Origin of the sequence: Micromonospora sp. NPDC049891, assembly GCF_040660295.1 — a bacterium.
In the GTDB taxonomy this organism is placed as follows: Bacteria; Actinomycetota; Actinomycetes; order Mycobacteriales; family Micromonosporaceae; genus Micromonospora.
The window spans coordinates 118797-136336 of record NZ_JBFAML010000006.1; the positions used below are offsets into that span (position 1 = coordinate 118797).

General features: G+C 71.1%; 16 protein-coding genes. 8 read left to right on the forward strand and 8 right to left on the reverse strand.

Annotation, left to right across the window (positions count from 1 at the left end):
• Positions 1–55 precede the first annotated feature (55 nt).
• From AB0I71_RS10540 to AB0I71_RS10550, 3 genes are all read right to left on the reverse strand, one after another.
• Positions 56–328, reverse strand: coding sequence for a hypothetical protein (locus AB0I71_RS10540; RefSeq protein WP_357583097.1), 273 nt, complete (start codon positions 326–328; stop codon positions 56–58).
• A 213-nt stretch (positions 329–541) separates the two neighbouring features.
• Complete coding sequence (locus tag AB0I71_RS10545) at positions 542–778, reverse strand: DUF397 domain-containing protein (protein WP_357583099.1); 237 nt, start codon at positions 776–778, stop codon at positions 542–544.
• Between the two features lie 68 nt (positions 779–846).
• Positions 847–1827, reverse strand: a complete 981-nt coding sequence (locus tag AB0I71_RS10550) for a helix-turn-helix transcriptional regulator (protein ID WP_357583101.1) — start codon at positions 1825–1827, stop codon at positions 847–849.
• Between the two features lie 217 nt (positions 1828–2044).
• On the opposite strand from AB0I71_RS10550, the gene AB0I71_RS10555 reads away from it, so the two are divergent.
• A complete protein-coding gene (locus AB0I71_RS10555; RefSeq protein WP_357583104.1) occupies positions 2045–3331 on the forward strand; it encodes an MFS transporter in 1287 nt (428 codons plus the stop codon).
• A gap of 71 nt (positions 3332–3402) precedes the next feature.
• Here the strand turns inward: AB0I71_RS10555 and AB0I71_RS10560 are convergent, their stop codons facing one another.
• Complete coding sequence (locus AB0I71_RS10560; protein WP_357583106.1) at positions 3403–3645, reverse strand: mycoredoxin; 243 nt, start codon at positions 3643–3645, stop codon at positions 3403–3405.
• A 92-nt stretch (positions 3646–3737) separates the two neighbouring features.
• On the opposite strand from AB0I71_RS10560, the gene AB0I71_RS10565 reads away from it, so the two are divergent.
• The 3 genes from AB0I71_RS10565 (at position 3738) to AB0I71_RS10575 (ending at position 6813) form a co-directional block, all read left to right on the forward strand.
• On the forward strand, positions 3738–5891 hold the full coding sequence (locus AB0I71_RS10565) for an ATP-dependent DNA helicase UvrD2 (protein ID WP_357583108.1): 2154 nt from the start codon (positions 3738–3740) through the stop codon (positions 5889–5891).
• Between the two features lie 140 nt (positions 5892–6031).
• Positions 6032–6316 carry a hypothetical protein gene (locus tag AB0I71_RS10570; RefSeq protein WP_357583110.1) on the forward strand — a complete coding sequence of 95 codons (285 nt, stop codon included), beginning with the start codon at positions 6032–6034 and terminating at the stop codon, positions 6314–6316.
• Positions 6317–6447: 131 nt separating this feature from the next.
• The gene (locus AB0I71_RS10575) at positions 6448–6813 is read left to right on the forward strand and encodes a WhiB family transcriptional regulator (protein WP_357583112.1); all 366 of its coding nucleotides are present in this window, start codon (positions 6448–6450) and stop codon (positions 6811–6813) included.
• Positions 6814–7124: 311 nt separating this feature from the next.
• Here the strand turns inward: AB0I71_RS10575 and AB0I71_RS10580 are convergent, their stop codons facing one another.
• The 3 genes from AB0I71_RS10580 to AB0I71_RS10590 all read right to left on the reverse strand — a co-directional run bounded on the left by AB0I71_RS10580 (position 7125) and on the right by AB0I71_RS10590 (position 9930).
• Positions 7125–8453 (reverse strand): AarF/ABC1/UbiB kinase family protein, encoded by a 1329-nt coding sequence (locus tag AB0I71_RS10580; protein WP_357583114.1) that lies wholly within the window; start codon positions 8451–8453, stop codon positions 7125–7127.
• Between the two features lie 68 nt (positions 8454–8521).
• Positions 8522–9568, reverse strand: coding sequence for a hypothetical protein (locus tag AB0I71_RS10585; protein WP_357583116.1), 1047 nt, complete (start codon positions 9566–9568; stop codon positions 8522–8524).
• A 194-nt stretch (positions 9569–9762) separates the two neighbouring features.
• Positions 9763–9930: a DUF5679 domain-containing protein gene (locus AB0I71_RS10590; RefSeq protein ID WP_012014940.1), complete on the reverse strand. Its 168-nt coding sequence runs from the start codon at positions 9928–9930 to the stop codon at positions 9763–9765.
• Positions 9931–10467: 537 nt separating this feature from the next.
• Between AB0I71_RS10590 and AB0I71_RS10595 the strand changes: the two genes are divergently transcribed.
• Together AB0I71_RS10595 and AB0I71_RS10600 are read left to right on the forward strand one after the other, a co-directional pair.
• A complete protein-coding gene (locus tag AB0I71_RS10595) occupies positions 10468–10989 on the forward strand; it encodes a M48 family metallopeptidase (protein WP_357583118.1) in 522 nt (173 codons plus the stop codon).
• A gap of 32 nt (positions 10990–11021) precedes the next feature.
• Positions 11022–11711, forward strand: a complete 690-nt coding sequence (locus tag AB0I71_RS10600; protein WP_357583120.1) for a hypothetical protein — start codon at positions 11022–11024, stop codon at positions 11709–11711.
• A 47-nt stretch (positions 11712–11758) separates the two neighbouring features.
• On the opposite strand, the gene AB0I71_RS10605 is transcribed toward AB0I71_RS10600, so the two are convergent.
• On the reverse strand, positions 11759–13066 hold the full coding sequence (locus AB0I71_RS10605; protein ID WP_357583122.1) for a zinc-dependent metalloprotease: 1308 nt from the start codon (positions 13064–13066) through the stop codon (positions 11759–11761).
• Positions 13067–13181: 115 nt separating this feature from the next.
• Between AB0I71_RS10605 and AB0I71_RS10610 the strand changes: the two genes are divergently transcribed.
• Positions 13182–14195 (forward strand): PDZ domain-containing protein, encoded by a 1014-nt coding sequence (locus AB0I71_RS10610; RefSeq protein WP_357583124.1) that lies wholly within the window; start codon positions 13182–13184, stop codon positions 14193–14195.
• A 101-nt stretch (positions 14196–14296) separates the two neighbouring features.
• Positions 14297–17320, forward strand: coding sequence for a UPF0182 family protein (locus AB0I71_RS10615; RefSeq protein WP_357583126.1), 3024 nt, complete (start codon positions 14297–14299; stop codon positions 17318–17320).
• Positions 17321–17540: the final 220 nt, after the last annotated feature.

A 17540-nucleotide genomic window follows, 5' to 3' on the forward strand; every position in this document is an offset into this window, starting at 1 on the left:
GGCTGGTGAGGAACACGGCGGGGGAGCCGGTCGACCACGACGGACGGGTGGTGGTTCAGGTGCCGGGCCAGCCGGGGGCGGCCCGTTGGTGGCGCCTGTCGTCCAGCGGCAGCACCTTGACCCGCTGCCTGCCGGAGCGTACGGCGCCCACGGTGGAGATCGCGCGGGCCAGCAGCAGCGCGGCGTCGCGGTCGTCGGCGTGGACGACCTGGCGACGTGGCTCGGGCCGGGCGGTCTCGTCCCGCAGCCGCTGACCTCCGGCCCAGGCGGCGGTGATGTCGGCGTCGGCGGCGGCACGAATGTTGGTGCGAACGATCAGGAACCGCATGTGGGTCTCCGGATGGGTCGCGACGGGTGGAACCGTGGAAGTTCCACGTCACTACCCCGCCATCGTACGCCCGCCCTGCGTCCCAGCAAGTGAAACGCGCCCATCGGTCCACAGGCCCGACCGATCATCCGACCCCTGCTCAGGGGGTTGTCGGGGCAGACGACGACGGGGCCGCCGGCGGTAGCGCCGGCGGCCCCGCAGGACGTTCGCGTGCTAGGGCTTGTCGAACTGCCCGTTCCTGGCACCGGAGATGAAGCCCTGCCATCCGGTCCGGCCGAACAGCAGCACCGGGCCACCACGGTCCTTGCTGTCGCGCAGCGCCACCGCGGCGGGACCGTGGGACAGCGGTGCGACCTCCACACAGTTGGAGGTCTGGCTGCGCGTACTGGTGCGCCAGGGTGCGTCCGCGAGTTGGGCGAGGACGGACGGCGTGTTGCGGAACTCGTTCATCGTTGCGCTCCTGAGGTGAACCGATGGAACGAGTGGCGCAGCACGTCCCGACGGCGGACCGGTGCTGGTCACCGTTCCGTCAGGCGCCCGGAGGCTCTGCGGCGTTGGGCCGGCGCCGTTGCCGGACCACCCGCCACAGTGGGCGGGGTCGCCGCGGCGGACAGCCGTCCCGACGACTCCATCAGCCAGGAGAGGGTGTCCGTTGCGGAGAGTGCCGCCGTGCATAGCCACTCGAACACCACTTTATAGCGATTTAGGGTGATTACCTCGGTCGACATGACGTCGGTGAAGCCACCTTCGATGGCGAGCGTCTCCGGATCGAGGGGATCGGCGAACCGGTAGACCGAGAACGCGGTCGGCGGGAGGTACCACTGGCCGATCGGAGTGTCGCGGGGAAGCACGTGCAGCGTGACGTTGGGCAGCATGGCCAGCTCGCAGAGCTGTGCCAGCTGCTCACGCAGCACCTCGGGTGGCCCGGCCCGGCGGCCGAGCGCGGACTCCTCCAGCACCGCCGTGTAGCGGGGCGGGTCGGTCTCCCGGGTGAGCGCCGACTGTCGCGCCAACCGGGCCCTGATCTCTGTCTCGATCTCGTCCTCGGCCTCCGGGGCGCCGGCGGCCTGATCGACCTGCCAGGCCGAGGAGATCCGCATCCGCGCGTACCCGGTGGTCTGCAACAGCCCCGGCACCAGTACCGGGTTGTACTCGGAGATCTCGGCGCAACCCGCCTCCAGCTCGGCGAAGCCGCGCTGCTGCTGGGTCATCGCCGGATATCTCTTCAACCAGCCACGCATGTCGCCGGCCTCGTGGGTGATGCCGAGCAGCTCCAGCCGGAGGCTGTCGTCGACGTGGTACAGGTCGAGCAGGTCCCGGACGTCGCCTGGGTCGGGTCGGCTGCGGCCGTTCTCCAGGCGGGACAGTTTGGACGCGGATGCCCAGCCGACGCGTTCGATGACCTGGTCACCGGTGAGCCCGGCGGCTTCGCGCAGGCGGCGCAGCTCACCGCCGAGCCGGCGGCGGCGCAGGATCGGGCTGGGTGCGGCAGGAGGCACAGTGTCCTCTTTTCCGTCGACCGCCGCAGACGCGACGGTAACTGTATGAAATTCGCCCCCCACGGTCAGTATGGACGGCGCGACCGGCGCCGGAGGTACCGGCGGAGGGCGTGTCATCAGAAATACGCAGACCCGACAGCGACTGAGGTCGGCGCGATCCGCGTCGCCGGCTCCACCGAATCCACCCGCCGCCCCGAGTCGCGCCACCGGAGGATCAATGCGCACCGTCCTGAGTCGCCCGGACTTCCGCCTGCTCTTCGGCGGACTGCTGGCCAGCATGACCGCGGAGTCGATCCTGCTGCTGGCGCTTGCCGTCTGGGTGAAGGACCTCACCGGATCGGACGGCCTCGCCGGCGCGACGATCTTCGTCATCCTCGCGCCACGGACGCTCGCGCCGCTGGTCGGCTGGTTCGTCGACAGGTATCCGCGGCGTCCTTTCTTCGTGGTCACCAACCTCGCGACGGCGCTGCTGCTCACCCCCCTCTTCGCGGTCCGCGACGCGGGCGACATGTGGGTCATCTACGCGGTGGCCGCGCTGTACGGGTTGTCGAACCTGACCGTCGGTGCGGTGCTCAGCCGCCTGGTGCGGGAACTGGTGCCGCCGGACCTGCTCGGCGAGGCGAACGGGGCGTTGCAGACGGCCCGGCAGGGGCTGCGGTTGATCGGCCCGCTCGTCGGTGCCGGCCTCTACGTGGCGCTCGGCGGCTGGCTGCTGGCCGTGGTCGGGATGGTCGGATTCCTGACCGCCGCCGTGGTGGTCGGCGCGCCGTGGCGGTTCGCCACGCCGCGCGAGTCACCCGGTGCGCTGGCCGACGACGCCAAGCCCCGCGCGCGCTGGCCGGCGGAACTGGTCGCCGGGCTCCGCCACCTGGCCGGCGAGCCGGCGCTGCGCCGGGCACTGCTCGGCTACGGCCTCGGTTCGCTGGTGATGGGCTTCACCGAGTCACTGATCTTCGCGTACGTGGACCGGGGGCTCGGGCGGGAGCCGGCGTTCGTGGGCGTGCTCTTCACCGCGCAGGGCGTCGGTGGCCTGATGGGTGGGCTGGCCTCCGCCGCCGTGCTGCGCCGGGTCGGTGAGCTGGGCACCCTCGCCGTCGGCGTGGCGCTCTTCGGACCCGCCGCGCTGATGCTGGCGTACCCGAATCTGTGGCTCGGCCTCGCCGCGGTGCTGATGGCGGGTCTGTCGCTGCCGCTGACCCTGGTCGGGCTGCACACCCTGATCCAGCGACGGACTCCGCCGGAACTGCTCGGCCGGGTCGCCGCCGCCGCCGAGGCGGTGGTCAGGTGCCCGCAGGCGTTCTCGATCGGCATGGGTGCCCTGGTCGTCGCCCTGCTCGACTACCGGCTGGTCTTCGCGGCGGTCGGTCTGGCGACCCTGCTCGCCGGCAACTACCTCTGGCGCGGGCGCCACCTGAGCCCTCCACCCGGGCCGCCGCCACGGCCCCGACTCCCCGCCCCACGCCTGACCCCCGAAGGCAGCCAACCGGCCCTCCGGAGCCGCTGATCATGAAGTTGTTGCCGCAGGTAGACGCTTACCCGGGCAACAACTTCATGATCAACGCGGAAGGGGGGCGGTCAGGCGGCGATGCTTGCCAGATGCTGCTTGACCTGGCTGATCGACGGGTTGGTCAGCGCGCTGCCGTCGGCGAAGCGCAGCGTGGGCACCGTCTGGTTGCCGCCGTTGACCTGCATCACGAACGTCGCGGCCGCCGGATCCTGCTCGATGTCGACCACCTGGTAGGCGATCCCCTCCCGGTCGAGCTGCGACTTCAGCCGGTGGCAGTAGCCGCACCAGGGAGTGGAATACATCGTCAGCATGGTCAGATCCTCCAACGTCTCGCCCGGTGGCTTGCCGATCAAGCACAGGCTATCCGCTGCAACATCCGGGGAAGCTGCGACAATTCCCCGCTGTGGTGGTTAACGCAGCGTCCGAACGCGTGCTCGCCGGGCTCGACCCGGAGCAACGCTCGGCGGTGACCGCCCCGGCCGGCCCGGTCTGCGTGCTCGCCGGTGCCGGTACCGGGAAGACCCGGGCGGTCACGTCCCGGATCGCGTACCGGGCGCTGACCGGTGAGATATCGGCCCGGCATGTGCTCGCTGTCACCTTCACCGCCCGCGCCGCCGCGGAACTGCGCCAGCGGCTCGCCAAGGCGGGCGTGGGCGGCGTCCAGGCGCGTACCTTCCACGCGGCGGCGCTGCGCCAGGTGCGTTACTTCGCGCCCCGGCTGCTCGACGGTCGGGCCATGCCCGAGTTGCTGGACAGCAAGGTCAGGCTGGTCACCCTGGCGGCGGCGCGAGCCGGTCTACGGGCCGACCGGACGGCCGCCCGCGACCTCGCCGGTGAGATCGAGTGGGCCAAGTCCTCCCTCGTCGAGCCGGGCGAGTACGTGGTGGCCGCGGCCAAGGCGCTGCGGGAGACCTCGCACGAGCCGGCGAGGGTGGCGGAGGTGTTCGCCGCGTACGAGAGGCTCAAGCGGACCGGCGGGGTGATCGACTTCGAGGACGTGCTGCGTGCCGCGGTCTGGGGGATCGAGGAGCATCCGGACGTCGCCGAGCAGGTCCGCAACCAGTACCGGCACCTCGTCGTGGACGAGTACCAGGACGTCAACCCGCTGCAGCAGCGGCTGCTGGACGCCTGGCTCGGCGGCCGCGACGACGTGACAGTGGTCGGCGACGCCTCCCAGACCATCTACTCGTTCACCGGCGCCACCTCGGCGTACCTGGTCGACTTCCCGCGTCGGCACCGGGCGGCCACAGTGGTCCGGCTGGTCCGCGACTACCGTTCGACTCCGCAGGTGGTCGGGCTCGCCAACGCGGTCATCTCGCAGGCGCGGGGCACCGAGGCGCGGCTGCGTCTGGAACTGGTCGGGCAGCGCCCCGCCGGCCCGGAGCCGGAGCGGCGGATCTTCACCGACGAGCCGGCCGAGGCCGCCGCGGTCGCCGCCCGCTGCCGTGCGTTGATCGACGCCGGCACCCCGGCCCGCGAGGTCGCCGTGCTGTTCCGCACCAACGCCCAGTCCGAGGCGTACGAGAAGGCGCTCGCCGAGGCCGGCGTGCCGTACCTGGTCCAGGGAGCGGAGCGGTTCTTCGAGCGTGCCGAGGTGCGTCAGGCGATGGTCGCGCTGCGCGCGGCGACCCGGTCGCTGCCCGGTGAGACCCCCTTGCGGGCGGCGGTGGTCGAGGCGCTGGCGGGCGTCGGATGGGCACCCGACACCCCTCCACCGGGTGGTGCCGCCCGCGAGCGGTGGGAGGCGCTGGCCGCGCTGGTACAGCTCGCCGAGGAGTACGCGGCCACGCCGGAGATCCTGCCGCTCGGGGTGGCTGCCACGGTGGAACGCCCGGTCACCCTCACCGACTTCACCGAGGAACTGGCCCGGCGGGCGGCTCAGCAGCACGTACCGACCGTGGACGGGGTGACCCTGGCCTCCCTGCACTCCGCCAAGGGGCTGGAGTGGGACGCCGTCTTCCTGGTCGGCCTGGCCGAGGGCACCCTGCCCACCACGTACGCGCGCACCACCGAGCAGGTCGAGGAGGAACGCCGCCTGCTCTACGTCGGTATCACCCGGGCCCGGCAGTGGCTCTGGCTGTCGTACGCCTCGGCGCGCTCGCCGGGCGGCCGGCCCCGACGGCCGTGCCGTTTCCTGCCGCAACTGGCGCCCACCTCCGCGACGGAGCGGGCCAGTGAAGGGCGATCGGTGCGGACCCCGCAGCGGCGGGCCGCCACCCGGATCGTGTCCTGTCGGATCTGCGGCACGACCCTGCTCGCCGGGCCGGACCGCAAGCTGGGCAGGTGCGCCACCTGTCCCTCCGACATCGACGAGGAGCTGCACGAGCGGCTGCGCGAGTGGCGGTCCCGGGTCGCCGGGGCGCAGAAGGTACCCGCGTACGTGGTCTTCACCGACGCGACGCTTGTGGCACTGGCCGAGCGGCGGCCGGGCCGGGCCGAGGAACTGGTCGCGATCGCCGGGATCGGGCCGCGCAAACTGGGCCTGTACGGGGAGGCGGTGCTGGCGTTGGTGGGGGGCGCGGCGGTCGACGAAATCTGCCCGCAGAAAACTTTCTGAATCTGACCGTTAATTCGTTTGCCCTCGCCCTACCGACCGGCATAGCCTCAGGACACACCTCGGAAGGGGGCCCTGTTCGGGCTGCTCACGGGGTTTGTGTCCGGGTCGACCACGAGTGAACGTCAAAGGAGGTGGCACCGATGGAGAGCTACATCTACAAGCGTCCGACGGCGCTGCCCGTTGCCGTCGCTCCGCTGTCGGCTGCCCTGGCGACCGCCGCTCCGCTGGCGGAAGTCCGGGCCACCACCGTCGCTACGCGACCGTGGGCTCCGCAGGTGCACCGGGCCGAGATTCAGGCCGAGCTGATCCTCGCACCGGTCACGAACGGGCTCCAGGGGAGCAGTGGCTTCACGGGCAAGGGCGTCGATGGCGTCAACAAGCGGATGGACGTCCGCGGTGTTCCACCTCGAGGTAGACCGGTCTGACACCAGACCACCGGCTCACCTCGAGGCCGCGGAACCCGCATACCGGGATCCGCGGCCTCAGTTTTTTGCACCGCCGAAGTACGTCGGAACAGCGATCCACGAGATCGCAGTGAGAGAGAGGTGACCGGGCGATGAGTCTGGCGTTGGCCCCGCTCGACGTGAGCGTCGAGGTGGAGGCGAACCTGCCCTGCCGGAAGTTCGACCCCGACCTGTGGTTCTCCGACTCGCCCACCGAGCTGGAACTGGCCAAGTCGCTCTGCGGGGACTGCCCGCTGCGCGTCGAGTGCCTGGCCGGCGCGGTCGAGCGGGCCGAGCCGTGGGGCGTCTGGGGCGGCGAGATCTTCGAGCGTGGCGCGGTCGTTCCGCGCAAGCGGCCCCGTGGTCGCCCGCGCAAGGAGGACCTCGCCCGTGACGCCGAGTTGCGGGTCGAGGCCGAGGCGCGGCTGGCGGCCAATGGTCTCGCCACGTCGCGCAGCGCTGTCCGGCTGGCTGCCTGACATGTTCCCGATTCGGACCAACCCCGCCGGTGTCGCACCGGCCGACAGAAAGCTGATCGAAATGCTGCACCTTCCGAACGGAGCCGAGATGTACCTACTTCACGAAGCGTTGTCGAGGGCTCGAATGCTCCGGCCTCAGGCCGGTCGCACCACCACGAGCACTGAGGCAACCCGATCCGCCCGTACCATCGCCATGACCGGCCGCGCCCGGTCGGCCCGCGAACTGGGCGTTCTGTAGGACGACACCACATACGGCGGGCGGGGACCGATGGTCCCCGCCCGCCGCGTCATGTCTGGACACCGCACCCTGATCAGCCGACCGGAGCGAATCCCGGCAGCCAGCGCTCCAGGATGCCCCGGTAGGGGGCCTTGGCCTCCAGTTGGCACAGCACCCCGATCGACCCGAGGGTCACCCGGTGGATGAGCAGGTAGGACGGCGGCAGGTTGAGTTGCCGGCTGAGCTGGTACGCCGGGGAACGAGGACTGGCCAGTCGGGTGGCTTCGGCACGCAGCCAGGCCCGGGTGAAGCGGAACTCGTCGGCGGCGATCGGCTCCAGCATCGGGCGTAGGAACTCCAGCAGCGCGTCCGCGTCGATCGGCTCGGAGGTACTGACGAAGCCCTCGGCTCGCAACCCGGCCACCACCTCGTCGGCGTCGCCGCGCAGGGCCAGCCCGGCGATGCGGCCGATCGGTTCCGGTGTCCCCTCCGGCATCCGGGCCACCGCCCCGAAGTCGATCACACCGAGTCGGCCGTCGGGCAGCAGGCGGAAGTTGCCCGGATGCGGGTCGGCGTGCAGCAGCCCGGCCCGAGCCGGAGCGGAGAGGTGGAGGGTGGCCATCAGCCGGCCCGCCTCGTCGCGCTGCTCCTCGCTGCCGGACCGGATGATGTCGGCCAGCGGGGTGCCCGTCATCCACTCGGTTACCAGGACCCGGGGGGAGGCGTGGAAGACCTCCGGTATGTAGATCTCCGGGTCGTCGACGTACCCGGCGGCGAAGGCTCGCTGCGACTCCGCCTCCAACTCGTAGTCCAGCTCCTCGGTGATCCGTTCCCGCAACTCGGCCAGCAGGGGCTTGATGTCCAGCCCGGGCTGGATGGCCCGGAACATGCCGCCCAGCCGGGAGAGCTGTTTGAGGTCGGCGAGCAGGGCGTCGCCGGCCCCCGGATACTGGATCTTCACTGCGGCGTTACGGCCGGTGCCGTCCGGCAGCCGCCAGACGGCCCGGTGCACCTGCCCGATGCTGGCCGCGGCGGCCGGGGAATCGTCGAAGCTCACGAACCGGTCCCGCCAGGCCGGACCCAGCTGCTCGGCCAGCACCTTGTGCACGCTGGCGGCGGGCAGCGGCGGCGCGGCCTCCTGAAGTTTCGTCAGCGCCTGTCGGTAGGGCGCGGCGATCTCCTCCGGTAGGGCGGCCTCGAACACCGACAGCGCCTGACCGAACTTCATCGCTCCGCCCTTGAGCTGGCCGAGAACGCTGAACAGCTGCTCGGCGGTGCGTTGCTGGATCTCGGCGGAGATCACGTCGGAGGCGAGCCCGGTGACGCGTTTTCCCATGCCGAGGACGGTCCGGCCGGCGAAGCCGAGCGGCAGAGCGGCGAGCTTGGCGGTCCGGGACACGGCCCGGCGCGGGATGTCGGTCACTTGGTCATTGTTACCGACTCGGCCGGCCCGCTGCTGCCGTGCAGCCGCACCCGCCGCTGGTGCACCGGTCACCCGCCGCAGCGGCAGCGCGGGTGCGGCGGCCAGTAGCGTCGCCGGAAGCTGCCGGGGGCCACCACCTCGACTGACCCACCGAGGGTCTCGGGAGTGCCTCCGTCGAGGTGGCTCAGCGCCTCGCCGACGGCGTATCCGGTGGCGGCCAGCAGGAGACTCGCGGCGCAGGCCGGGGCGGGCGGTGTGCTGGCAAGTTGGGCGGCGAGCCCCGGCCAGCCGGGGTCCCGGTCGGCCCGGTGCAGGTCAAGACAGCGCAGGCAGGGGCCCACCGGTGGGCGGACCAGCGGACCGATCGCCGGAATACCCTCCCGGATGTCCACCAGCAGGTGCGGTTGTCGCCGTTGCGCGTGACCGACGGCCAGCAGCGCGGCCGGCCGGTCGGCGCCGAGTTGCACGACCAGGTCCGGACGGGGTCGGCGGAGCGGGCCGGTGCCGGTACCCGGGGCGGCCCGCTCTACCGCCGCCCGGGCCGCGAAGTCGAGTGGATGCCCGATCTCAGTGGCGGCGATACCGGTGCCGACGAGATCGACCGGGCGAACTGATCCGGACAGGTCGGGATGAACGTGACCGACACCCGCCTGAGCGAGAGCGACAGCGATGGCGGAACCGAGCGGGCCGCTGCCGCTGACCGTCACCCGGGCGGCCAGCCGGCGCCGGAGCACCTGGGCGGGGGTGCCCGGCAACCGGGCGGTGGCCAGCGCCAGCGCGGCGGCCTCGGCGGCGAGCCGGGCCCGTCGTGGTCCGGTGAGGTCCCGGGGTACGAGGGTGTGCGCCGGCACCACCAGGCCGGCGTTGCGCAGGGCGTCGAGCAGGGCCTGCGCGTGTTCCGGGCGCATTTCCGTCCCGGCCAGCACCTGCCGTTCGCTGTGGGTGCCGTCGAGCAGGTCGAGCAACCGGGCTGCCCGGGGATCGGCCACCTCGACCAGGACCGCCCGCTCTCGGCCGAGGCCGAGCTGCAGGGTGTGCCGGTCACGCCAGAGACGGGTGAGCCCGGGCAGCAGCCGGGGACGGGGAGACGGCGGGCGTTCGGCGGATCGCGTCATGGGCACGAATAGTGACCGCGTCCATGCTTTCCGTCGATCGTTGTCCACAGGTGGTTGGCCCCAGATCCAGGGCTGTCCACAGGTTTCGGCGAGTTATCCACAACCCGCGAGTAGTGGAGTCGGTGGTCCGACAGTCACCACACGCGCGGACGGGGGTGGCCGTAGGCCACCCCCGTCCAGTACGCGTGCGTACGTCAGACCTTCGCCTTGCCCAGGATGCGGTTCACTGTTGTGCCACATACCGGACACTTGCCCTTGGCCATGTTCATGCCGGTCTTCGAGACCTCGACACGGCCCTCGAAGTCCCGCTTCTCCTTGCACTTGACGCAGTAACCGTTGTAGGTCTGGGCCTGGTCGGCCACGGTGTGCCCTCCTCGTGTCGTCCACCGGTCGATAACGACCCGGTGGGTCTCCCGGTGGCGGTCGCTCAGGGCGCCCGGCGCCGGGTCCTGTCCGGTGGCCACCTGCGTGACCACTGGTTGGCGGACCCTACCCAGGTGTGGGCGGTTCCATGTCAGCTGCGCATTGCCACTGTGAGCAAGGCGACGTCGAGAGTGTGCACGCCGAATTGCGTCAGATCAGTCAGTTTGGCGGGGACACGCCGACCGGTACCCCGCAATTGCGCTGGTGGTGCCGCTGAAGCGGGGGGCGAGGACCCCGATTCCGGGTCCGCTGCGATGATCACTTACCGTGGTGGTCGGCCCAGGTGTGACACCTCGCTGGCCACCACGAAGGGTGACCGTGACGGCTGACCCGGCTCTGGCAAGAAATTTTTCGGGACTCCTGGCGACCAATCCCCATTTTCCGGACGCGTGTCGGGGGGTTGACTCTTGCGGACCCCTGGTCACAACGCATTAGCTTGCCATCGTGACAGCAAACCGAGGCTGCGCGGTCCACTGATGGCAGGGCCGCGGAAGCCGGTCGTCGAGGTACGGCGCAGCCAGCGTCGGCGACGCACGGTGTCCGCCTACCGCGACGGAGAGCGGGTCGTGGTCCTCATCCCCGACCAGTTCTCCCGGGCCGAGGAGAGCGAGTGGGTCGACCGGATGCTCGCCCGGCTGGCCGCCCGCGAGGGGCGCTCGGTCCGCTCCGACGGCGAACTGCTGGACCGGGCCAGCCGGCTGATCAAGCTCTATCTCACCGAGTACGGCACCCAGGCAGTGCCGGCCAGCGTCCGCTGGGTGAGCAATCAGAACGGCCGGTGGGGCTCCTGCACCCCGGCCGACCGATCGATCAGGCTGTCGCACCGGATCCAGGAGATGCCGGACTGGGTGATCGACTACGTGCTGCTGCACGAGCTGGTCCACCTCATCGTGTCCAGCCACAACGCACAGTTCTGGGCACTGGTCGGCAGGTACCCGAAGACCGAACGGGCGCGCGGCTACCTGGAGGGCGTGGCAGCCGTCGCCGGCACCCCCTGAGTGCCCCACCGCTGCGGCGGTAGGGTCGGTGAATGGCCCGACGTGTGGTGGTGGCGCTGCTCGCGCCGGTCGTCTGGGCGCCACCCGGCGTCGACCCGACGGACTGGCGTACCGCGCTCGCCGAGGACGTGGTGGACCTGCTCGCCATGCTCAACGAGGTGGACACCGCGGTGGCCGTCACGCCCGCGGACCGCTGGCTGGCCGACGCGGTGATCTGGCCCGGCACGACCGTGTACGAGGTGCCCGAGCCGACCCCGAACGCCGTGTTCGCCGCCCTGACCGGTGCCGGTGGACCGGACGCGACGACCGGCACGGACCCGCAGTCCGGTGCCGGGCCGGCGGGCGGGACCCCGGCGACCGACCGCTACGAGCAGGTGGCGGTCGTCGCGGGCGACGCGCCCGACCTGCCCGGACTCACCGTCGGCAAGTTGCTGCGTCCGCTGACCACCCGGCCGGTCGCGGTCGCCCCGGCCGAGGGCGGCCTGCCCGGACTGCTCGGGGTGGCGGCCCGGCTGCCCGTACCGTCCTGGCTGCCACCGCTGGACATGGACGCCACGGTGCCCGCGGCCGTGCGGGCGGCGGCACCCCGCCCCGGCGACCTGGCGGTTACGCCCTCCTGGCACCGGCTGCGCGGCCCGGCGGATCTGGCCCGGCTCGATCCGGCGCTGGACGGGTGGGAGCACACCCGGTCCCTGCTGTCCGGTGCCGGCCGGAGCGGCTGACGCCGCCGCGCTGTCGCTGCCTGACGGCGACCAGCCGGTCGGAACAGTCAGGGGCGGGACTCGCCGCCCTCGCCGCCCTCGGTGTCGTCGCGGCGTTCCGGCTCGCCCGGAGCCTTCTCCTCCGGGCCACCCGGGGCGGAGAAGTCGAAATTCTCCAACTCGGTCATCAGGTCCACGTCGGCCATGGCGAAGGCCACCGGGTCGGCGAAGTCGTCGTCGGAGGGGAGCAGGTCGGGATGCCCCCACAGCGCGTCCCGGCCGGCGATGCCCCGGTGCTCGGTGAGCGCCGCCCAGAGCGCTGCGGCCTCCCGCAGCCGGCGCGGCCGCAGCTCCAACCCGACCAGGGCCGCGAAGGTCTGCTCGGCCGGCCCGCCGGCCGCCCGGCGCCGGCGGAACGCCTCGCCCAGGGCCACGACGTTCGGCAGCCGGCCGGCGGCCGCCCCGTCGACCACGTGGCACACCCAGCCCTCCACCAGGGCGAGGGCGGTCTCCAGCCGGGCCAGCGACGCCTTCTGCGTCGGGCTGTCCTCCGGAGTGAAGATCCCCTCCAGGGCGATCGCCTGCATCGACTCCGGGTCGGTCGGGTCGACCCGTCCCATCGCCTCCTCGATCGCCTCCCGGTTCACCCGGATGCCGGCGGCGTACGTCTCGACGGCGTTGAGGACGTGCCCGCGCAGCCACGGGACGTGTTCGAAGAGCCGCTGGTGTGCCGCCTCGCGCAGGGCCACGTAGAGACGGACCTCGTCCTCGGGCAGCTCCAGACCCTCGCCGTACGCCTTGATGTTGGCCGGGATGAGCGCGGCCGTGCCGGCGGGTCCGAGCGGCAGACCGATGTCGCCGGCCGAGAGAACCTCCGCGGCGAGTGACCCGAGGGCCTGGCCGAGCTGGCCACCGAAGAGCGCGCCACCGAGGGTGGCCACCATCGACTGCATCGGACCGAGCTGGGCCCGGGCCTCCGGCGGGACCAGGTCGCCCATCGCGCCGACCATCCGGCTGGCCACCGGGTCGCAGAGCTTGCGCCAGACGTCAAGCGTCTTGAAGATCCACTCGTTGCGGTTCCAGGACACGGTGGTGCGGATGCCCGACGGCAGCGCGGAGGCCGGCTCCAGCCAGAGGTCGGCGATGCGCAGCGCCTCCTCGACCGCGTGACGCTCGTAGGGCGAGACCGCCGGGTCGCCCGCCGCGGCGAGCTGACTGGCCGCCACCTGCCGGGCCAGGTCCCAGTTGACCGGCCCGCTGCCCGACGCGGAGAGCAGGTGCTGCAACTGCGACATGAACTGCTGCATCTGCGCGGGGTCGTTGGGGTCGGGCGGCTGCCCACCCGGTAGCGCGAAACCGAACGGAATATCAGGCACGACGTCTACGGTACGCGCGTCACCGCCCGGGTCGCCGCCACCGCGGTTGCGCTGAGGGCGAAGTCGTTCGTCGTGCCGGCCGGGAGCCGCCATCGGGATCGGTACGCTCTGCCGCATGAGACGTCGCGGCGTGACCGTCCTGCTCGGTGCTCTGCTCACCGCTCTGCTCAGCATCGGGGTGCTCGGCGCGCCCGTCCCGTACGTGGTGCTCGGTCCCGGCCCGACAGTCGACACGCTGGGCCAGGAGGACGGCAAGGAGGTCATCCAGGTCACCGGCCGGGAGACCTCCACCTCCGCGGGCCAACTGCGGCTGACGACGGTGGGGGTGCAGCCCGGCGTCAAGCTCCGCTCGGCCATCCAGGGCTGGCTCTCCGACGAGCAGGCGGTGGTGCCGCGCGAACTGGTCTACCCGCCGGGGGAGAGCCAGGAGGAGGTGGAACAGCGCAACGCCGAGGACTTCCAGGTCTCGCAGACCAGCGCGGAGACCGCCGCCCTGCGGGAACTCGGGTACGAGGTGCAGGTCGTGGTGAAGACGGTGGCCTCCGACGGGCCGGCGGCCGCGGTGCTCCGCCCCGGCGACGTGGTGACGTCGGTCGACGGTGAACCGGTGCCGTTCGCCTCCCGGCTGACCGAACTCATCCGGGCCAAGCCGGCGGGCACGGCCCTGCGGATCGGGTACACCCGCGACGGCACCGCGCGGACCGACACCATCACCAGCCAGGAACAGGACGGTCGGCCCCGGATCGGAATCGAGATCGAGCAGCAGCAGCCGCACCCGTTCACCCTCTCCTTCGATCTGAAGGACATCGGCGGCCCGAGCGCGGGTCTGATGTTCGCCCTGGGTGTCATCGACAAGCTGACCCCGGATGATCTGACCGGCGGTCGGATCATCGCCGGCACCGGCACCATCGACGACGCCGGGCAGGTCGGCCCGATCGGCGGGATCCCACAGAAGTTGGTCGGAGCGAAGCAGGCCGACGCGACCGCGTTCCTGGTTCCGGCGGCCAACTGCGCCGAGGCGGTCCGTAACCGGCAGCCGGACCTGCCGTTGGTGAAGGTGGGCTCACTCGACGAGGCGCTGGACGCGCTGGAGACGCTACGTTCCGGAGGCGAGCCGACGTACTGCTGAACCGCGCGGCATGACCTTGCGCTCACGCTTTCAGGAACACCCCGTACTCTGGGTGCCTGGTCGGAGCCGATCATAACGAGCGTGCGGAGCCAACAGTGGTCATGCGTAGCAGCAGCCCCCTGCCGAGGATGAGCCGACGCGGACGCGTCACGATCGGGGTCCTGATCGGGGTGTTCGTTCTGTTCACCCTGCTCGGCTGGGGGGTGCAGGCCTGGACGGACTGGCTCTGGTTCTCCGAGGTCGACTACACCCAGGTCTTCCGGGGCGTGCTTGTCACCCGGCTGCTGCTCTTCCTGGCCGCGGGCCTGGCGATGGCGGCGATCGTCGGCGGCAACCTCTGGCTCGCGCAACGGCTGCGTCCCCGGATGCGACCGCACTCACCGGAACAGGCCACGCTGGAGCGGTACCGGATGCTGCTCGGTCCCCGACTGGGCCTGTGGATCACGGTGGCCGCCGCCGTCGTCGGCCTCTTCGCCGGCCTGTCGGCGCAGAGCCGTTGGAACCAGTGGCTGCTCTTCCTGCACGGCGGAAACTTCGGCGTCGACGACCCGGAGTTCGGCGTCGACGTCGGCTTCTACGTTTTCCAGCTGCCGTTCTGGCGGTTCCTGCTGGGGCTCGGCTTCACCGCGGTGGTCCTGGCGCTGATCGGCGCGCTGGCCGTGCACTATCTCTTCGGCGGGGTGCGCCTACAGGGCGTCGGCGACCGGATGAGCAACGCGGCCCGCGCCCACCTGAGCACGCTGGTAGCGGTATTCGTCCTGCTGAAGGCCATCGCGTACGTGCTGGACCGGCGGGCGATGCTGCTGGAGTACAACGACGGCGTGGGCGTCTACGGCGCCGGCTACGCCGACATCAACGCGCTGCTGCCGGCCAAGGAGATCCTCGCCTACATCTCCGTGGTGGTGGCGATCGCGATCCTCGTGTTCTCCAACGCCTGGATGCGCAACCTGGTCTGGCCGGGCATCTCGCTGGCGCTGCTCGGTGTCTCCGCGGTGGCGATCGGCGGCATCTACCCCTGGGCGGTGCAGACCTTCGAGGTCAAGCCCAGCGCCCGGGACAAGGAGGCGCCGTACATCCAGCGCAGCATCGACGCCACCCGCGCGTCGTTCGGGCTGGACATCGCCCAGAGCTCGGCGTACACCGCCGGCAGCCTGACCCCGCCGGAGAGCCTGGCGACCGACACCTCGGCGGTGCCGAACGTGCGGCTGCTCGACCCGCAGCTGGTCAGTGAGACGTACACCCAGCTCCAGCAGGTACGTGGCTTCTACGACTTCGGCCCGAAGCTCGACATCGACAGGTACACGGTCGACGGGAACACCCAGGACTACGTGGTCGGCGTACGCGAGATCAACTATGGCGAGCTGACCGCCCAGCAGAGCAACTGGATCAACAGGCACACCGTCTACACCCACGGCTACGGGGTGGTGGCCGCCCCGGCGAACCGGGTGGTCTGCGGTGGCCAGCCGTTCTTCGTCTCCGGCTTCCTCGGTGAGCGGTCGCAGGAGTCCTGCGCCTCGCCGACCGACCTGATCCCGGCGAGCCAGCCCCGGATCTACTACGGCGAGCGGATGCAGGACGGCGACTACGCCATCGTCGGCAAGCCGAACGAGGACGCCAACCCCGCCGAGTTCGACAGGCCGGCCGGCGAGAGCGGCGAGGGGTCGGAGTCGTACTACACCTACACCGGTTCTGGTGGCGTCGACGTCGGCTCGTTCAGCCGCCGCCTGCTCTACGCGATCAAGGAGCAGGAGGCGAACTTCCTGCTCTCCGAGGCGGTGAACGACAACTCCAAGCTGCTCTACGTGCGTAACCCGCGGGACCGGGTGGAGAAGGTCGCCCCGTTCCTCACCCTGGACGGCGACCCGTACCCGGCGATCGTGGACGGCCGGGTGCAGTGGATCGTGGACGGCTACACCACCGCCGCCACCTACCCGTACGCCGAGCGGGTCAACCTGCAGCAGGAGACCACCGACGAGCTGACCGGCCGGGGCACCATCCAGCTGGCCCGGGAGAACGTCAACTACATCCGCAACTCGGTAAAGGCGACAGTCGACGCGTACGACGGCACCGTCGTGCTCTACGAGTTCGACGAGAACGACCCGGTGCTCAAGGCCTGGAACAAGGCGTTCGGCGGTGATCTGATCAAGCCGCGCGCCGAGATCCCGCCGGCGCTGGCCGACCACTTCCGGTACCCGGCCGACCTGTTCAAGGTGCAGCGCAACATGCTGACCCGGTTCCACGTCACCAACCCCGGTGACTTCTACTCCGGCCAGGACTTCTGGCAGGTGCCGAACGTGCCGGACGCGCCGGACAGCGGGCAGAAGCAGCCGCCGTACTACCTCTACACGCAGTTCCCCGGGCAGGACGCTCCCCGCTTCCAGCTGACCAGCGCGGTCACCCCGAACGGTCGGCAGAATCTGGCCGCGCTGATCTCCGGGTCGTACCAGGACGGCAAGCCGACGTTGCAGGTGCTGGAGTTGCCGGACCAGACGGCGATCTCCGGGCCGGTGCAGGTGCATCAGCGGATGACGAACACCAACGCAAACATCCGGCAGCAGCTGAACCTGCTCTCCTCCAACCAGGCCCAGGTGCAGTACGGCAACCTGCTCTCGCTGCCGGTGGGCAACGGGATGCTCTACGTCGAGCCGGTCTACGTCAAGAGCAACCAGACGGACGCGTACCCGCTGTTGCAGAAGGTGCTGATGTCGTACGGCGACGGGGGCTCCTACGTCGTCCTGGCCGACAATCCGGCCGATGGCATCAAGCAGCTCGTCGAGCAGGGCAAGCAGGCAGCGGCAGGTAATCCGCCCCCGACCCAGGGCGAGGAGCAACCGCCCGAGGGTGAGGAGCCGCCGGCGTCGCCGCCGGCCACCCCGACGCCGGGCGACGCTCCGCCGCTCACCGGCGAGCTGGGGGCGGCCGCCGAGCGGGTGCGGGCCGCGATCACCGAGGTGCGTGCCGCGCAGGCGTCCGGCGACTTCGAGCGGTACGGTCGCGCGCTGGCCGCGCTGGACGAGGCGCTCACCGCCTTCCAGCAGGCCCAGCAGGCGGCCAACCCTGGTGGTGGGCCGAGTGCCACGCCGACCGCAGCGGACGGCGGTGCCACTCCGTCACCCGGTGGCTAGTGGGCTGACCATCCCGCGTTCGACGTGACACGGTGGGTCCTCGGTTCTGATGAACCGAGGACCCACAGTCATCTGTGACGTGTCAGGTCAGCACAAGGATGCCTTTGCGCCCGGGCCCGAATATGAAGGGAGCGAGCGGCCGAACACGTCCCTTACTGGGCATGACCTGCCGACATGTGCGCCGTTTCAATTTCACGGAGCGTTGCTCAACCGACTTGTC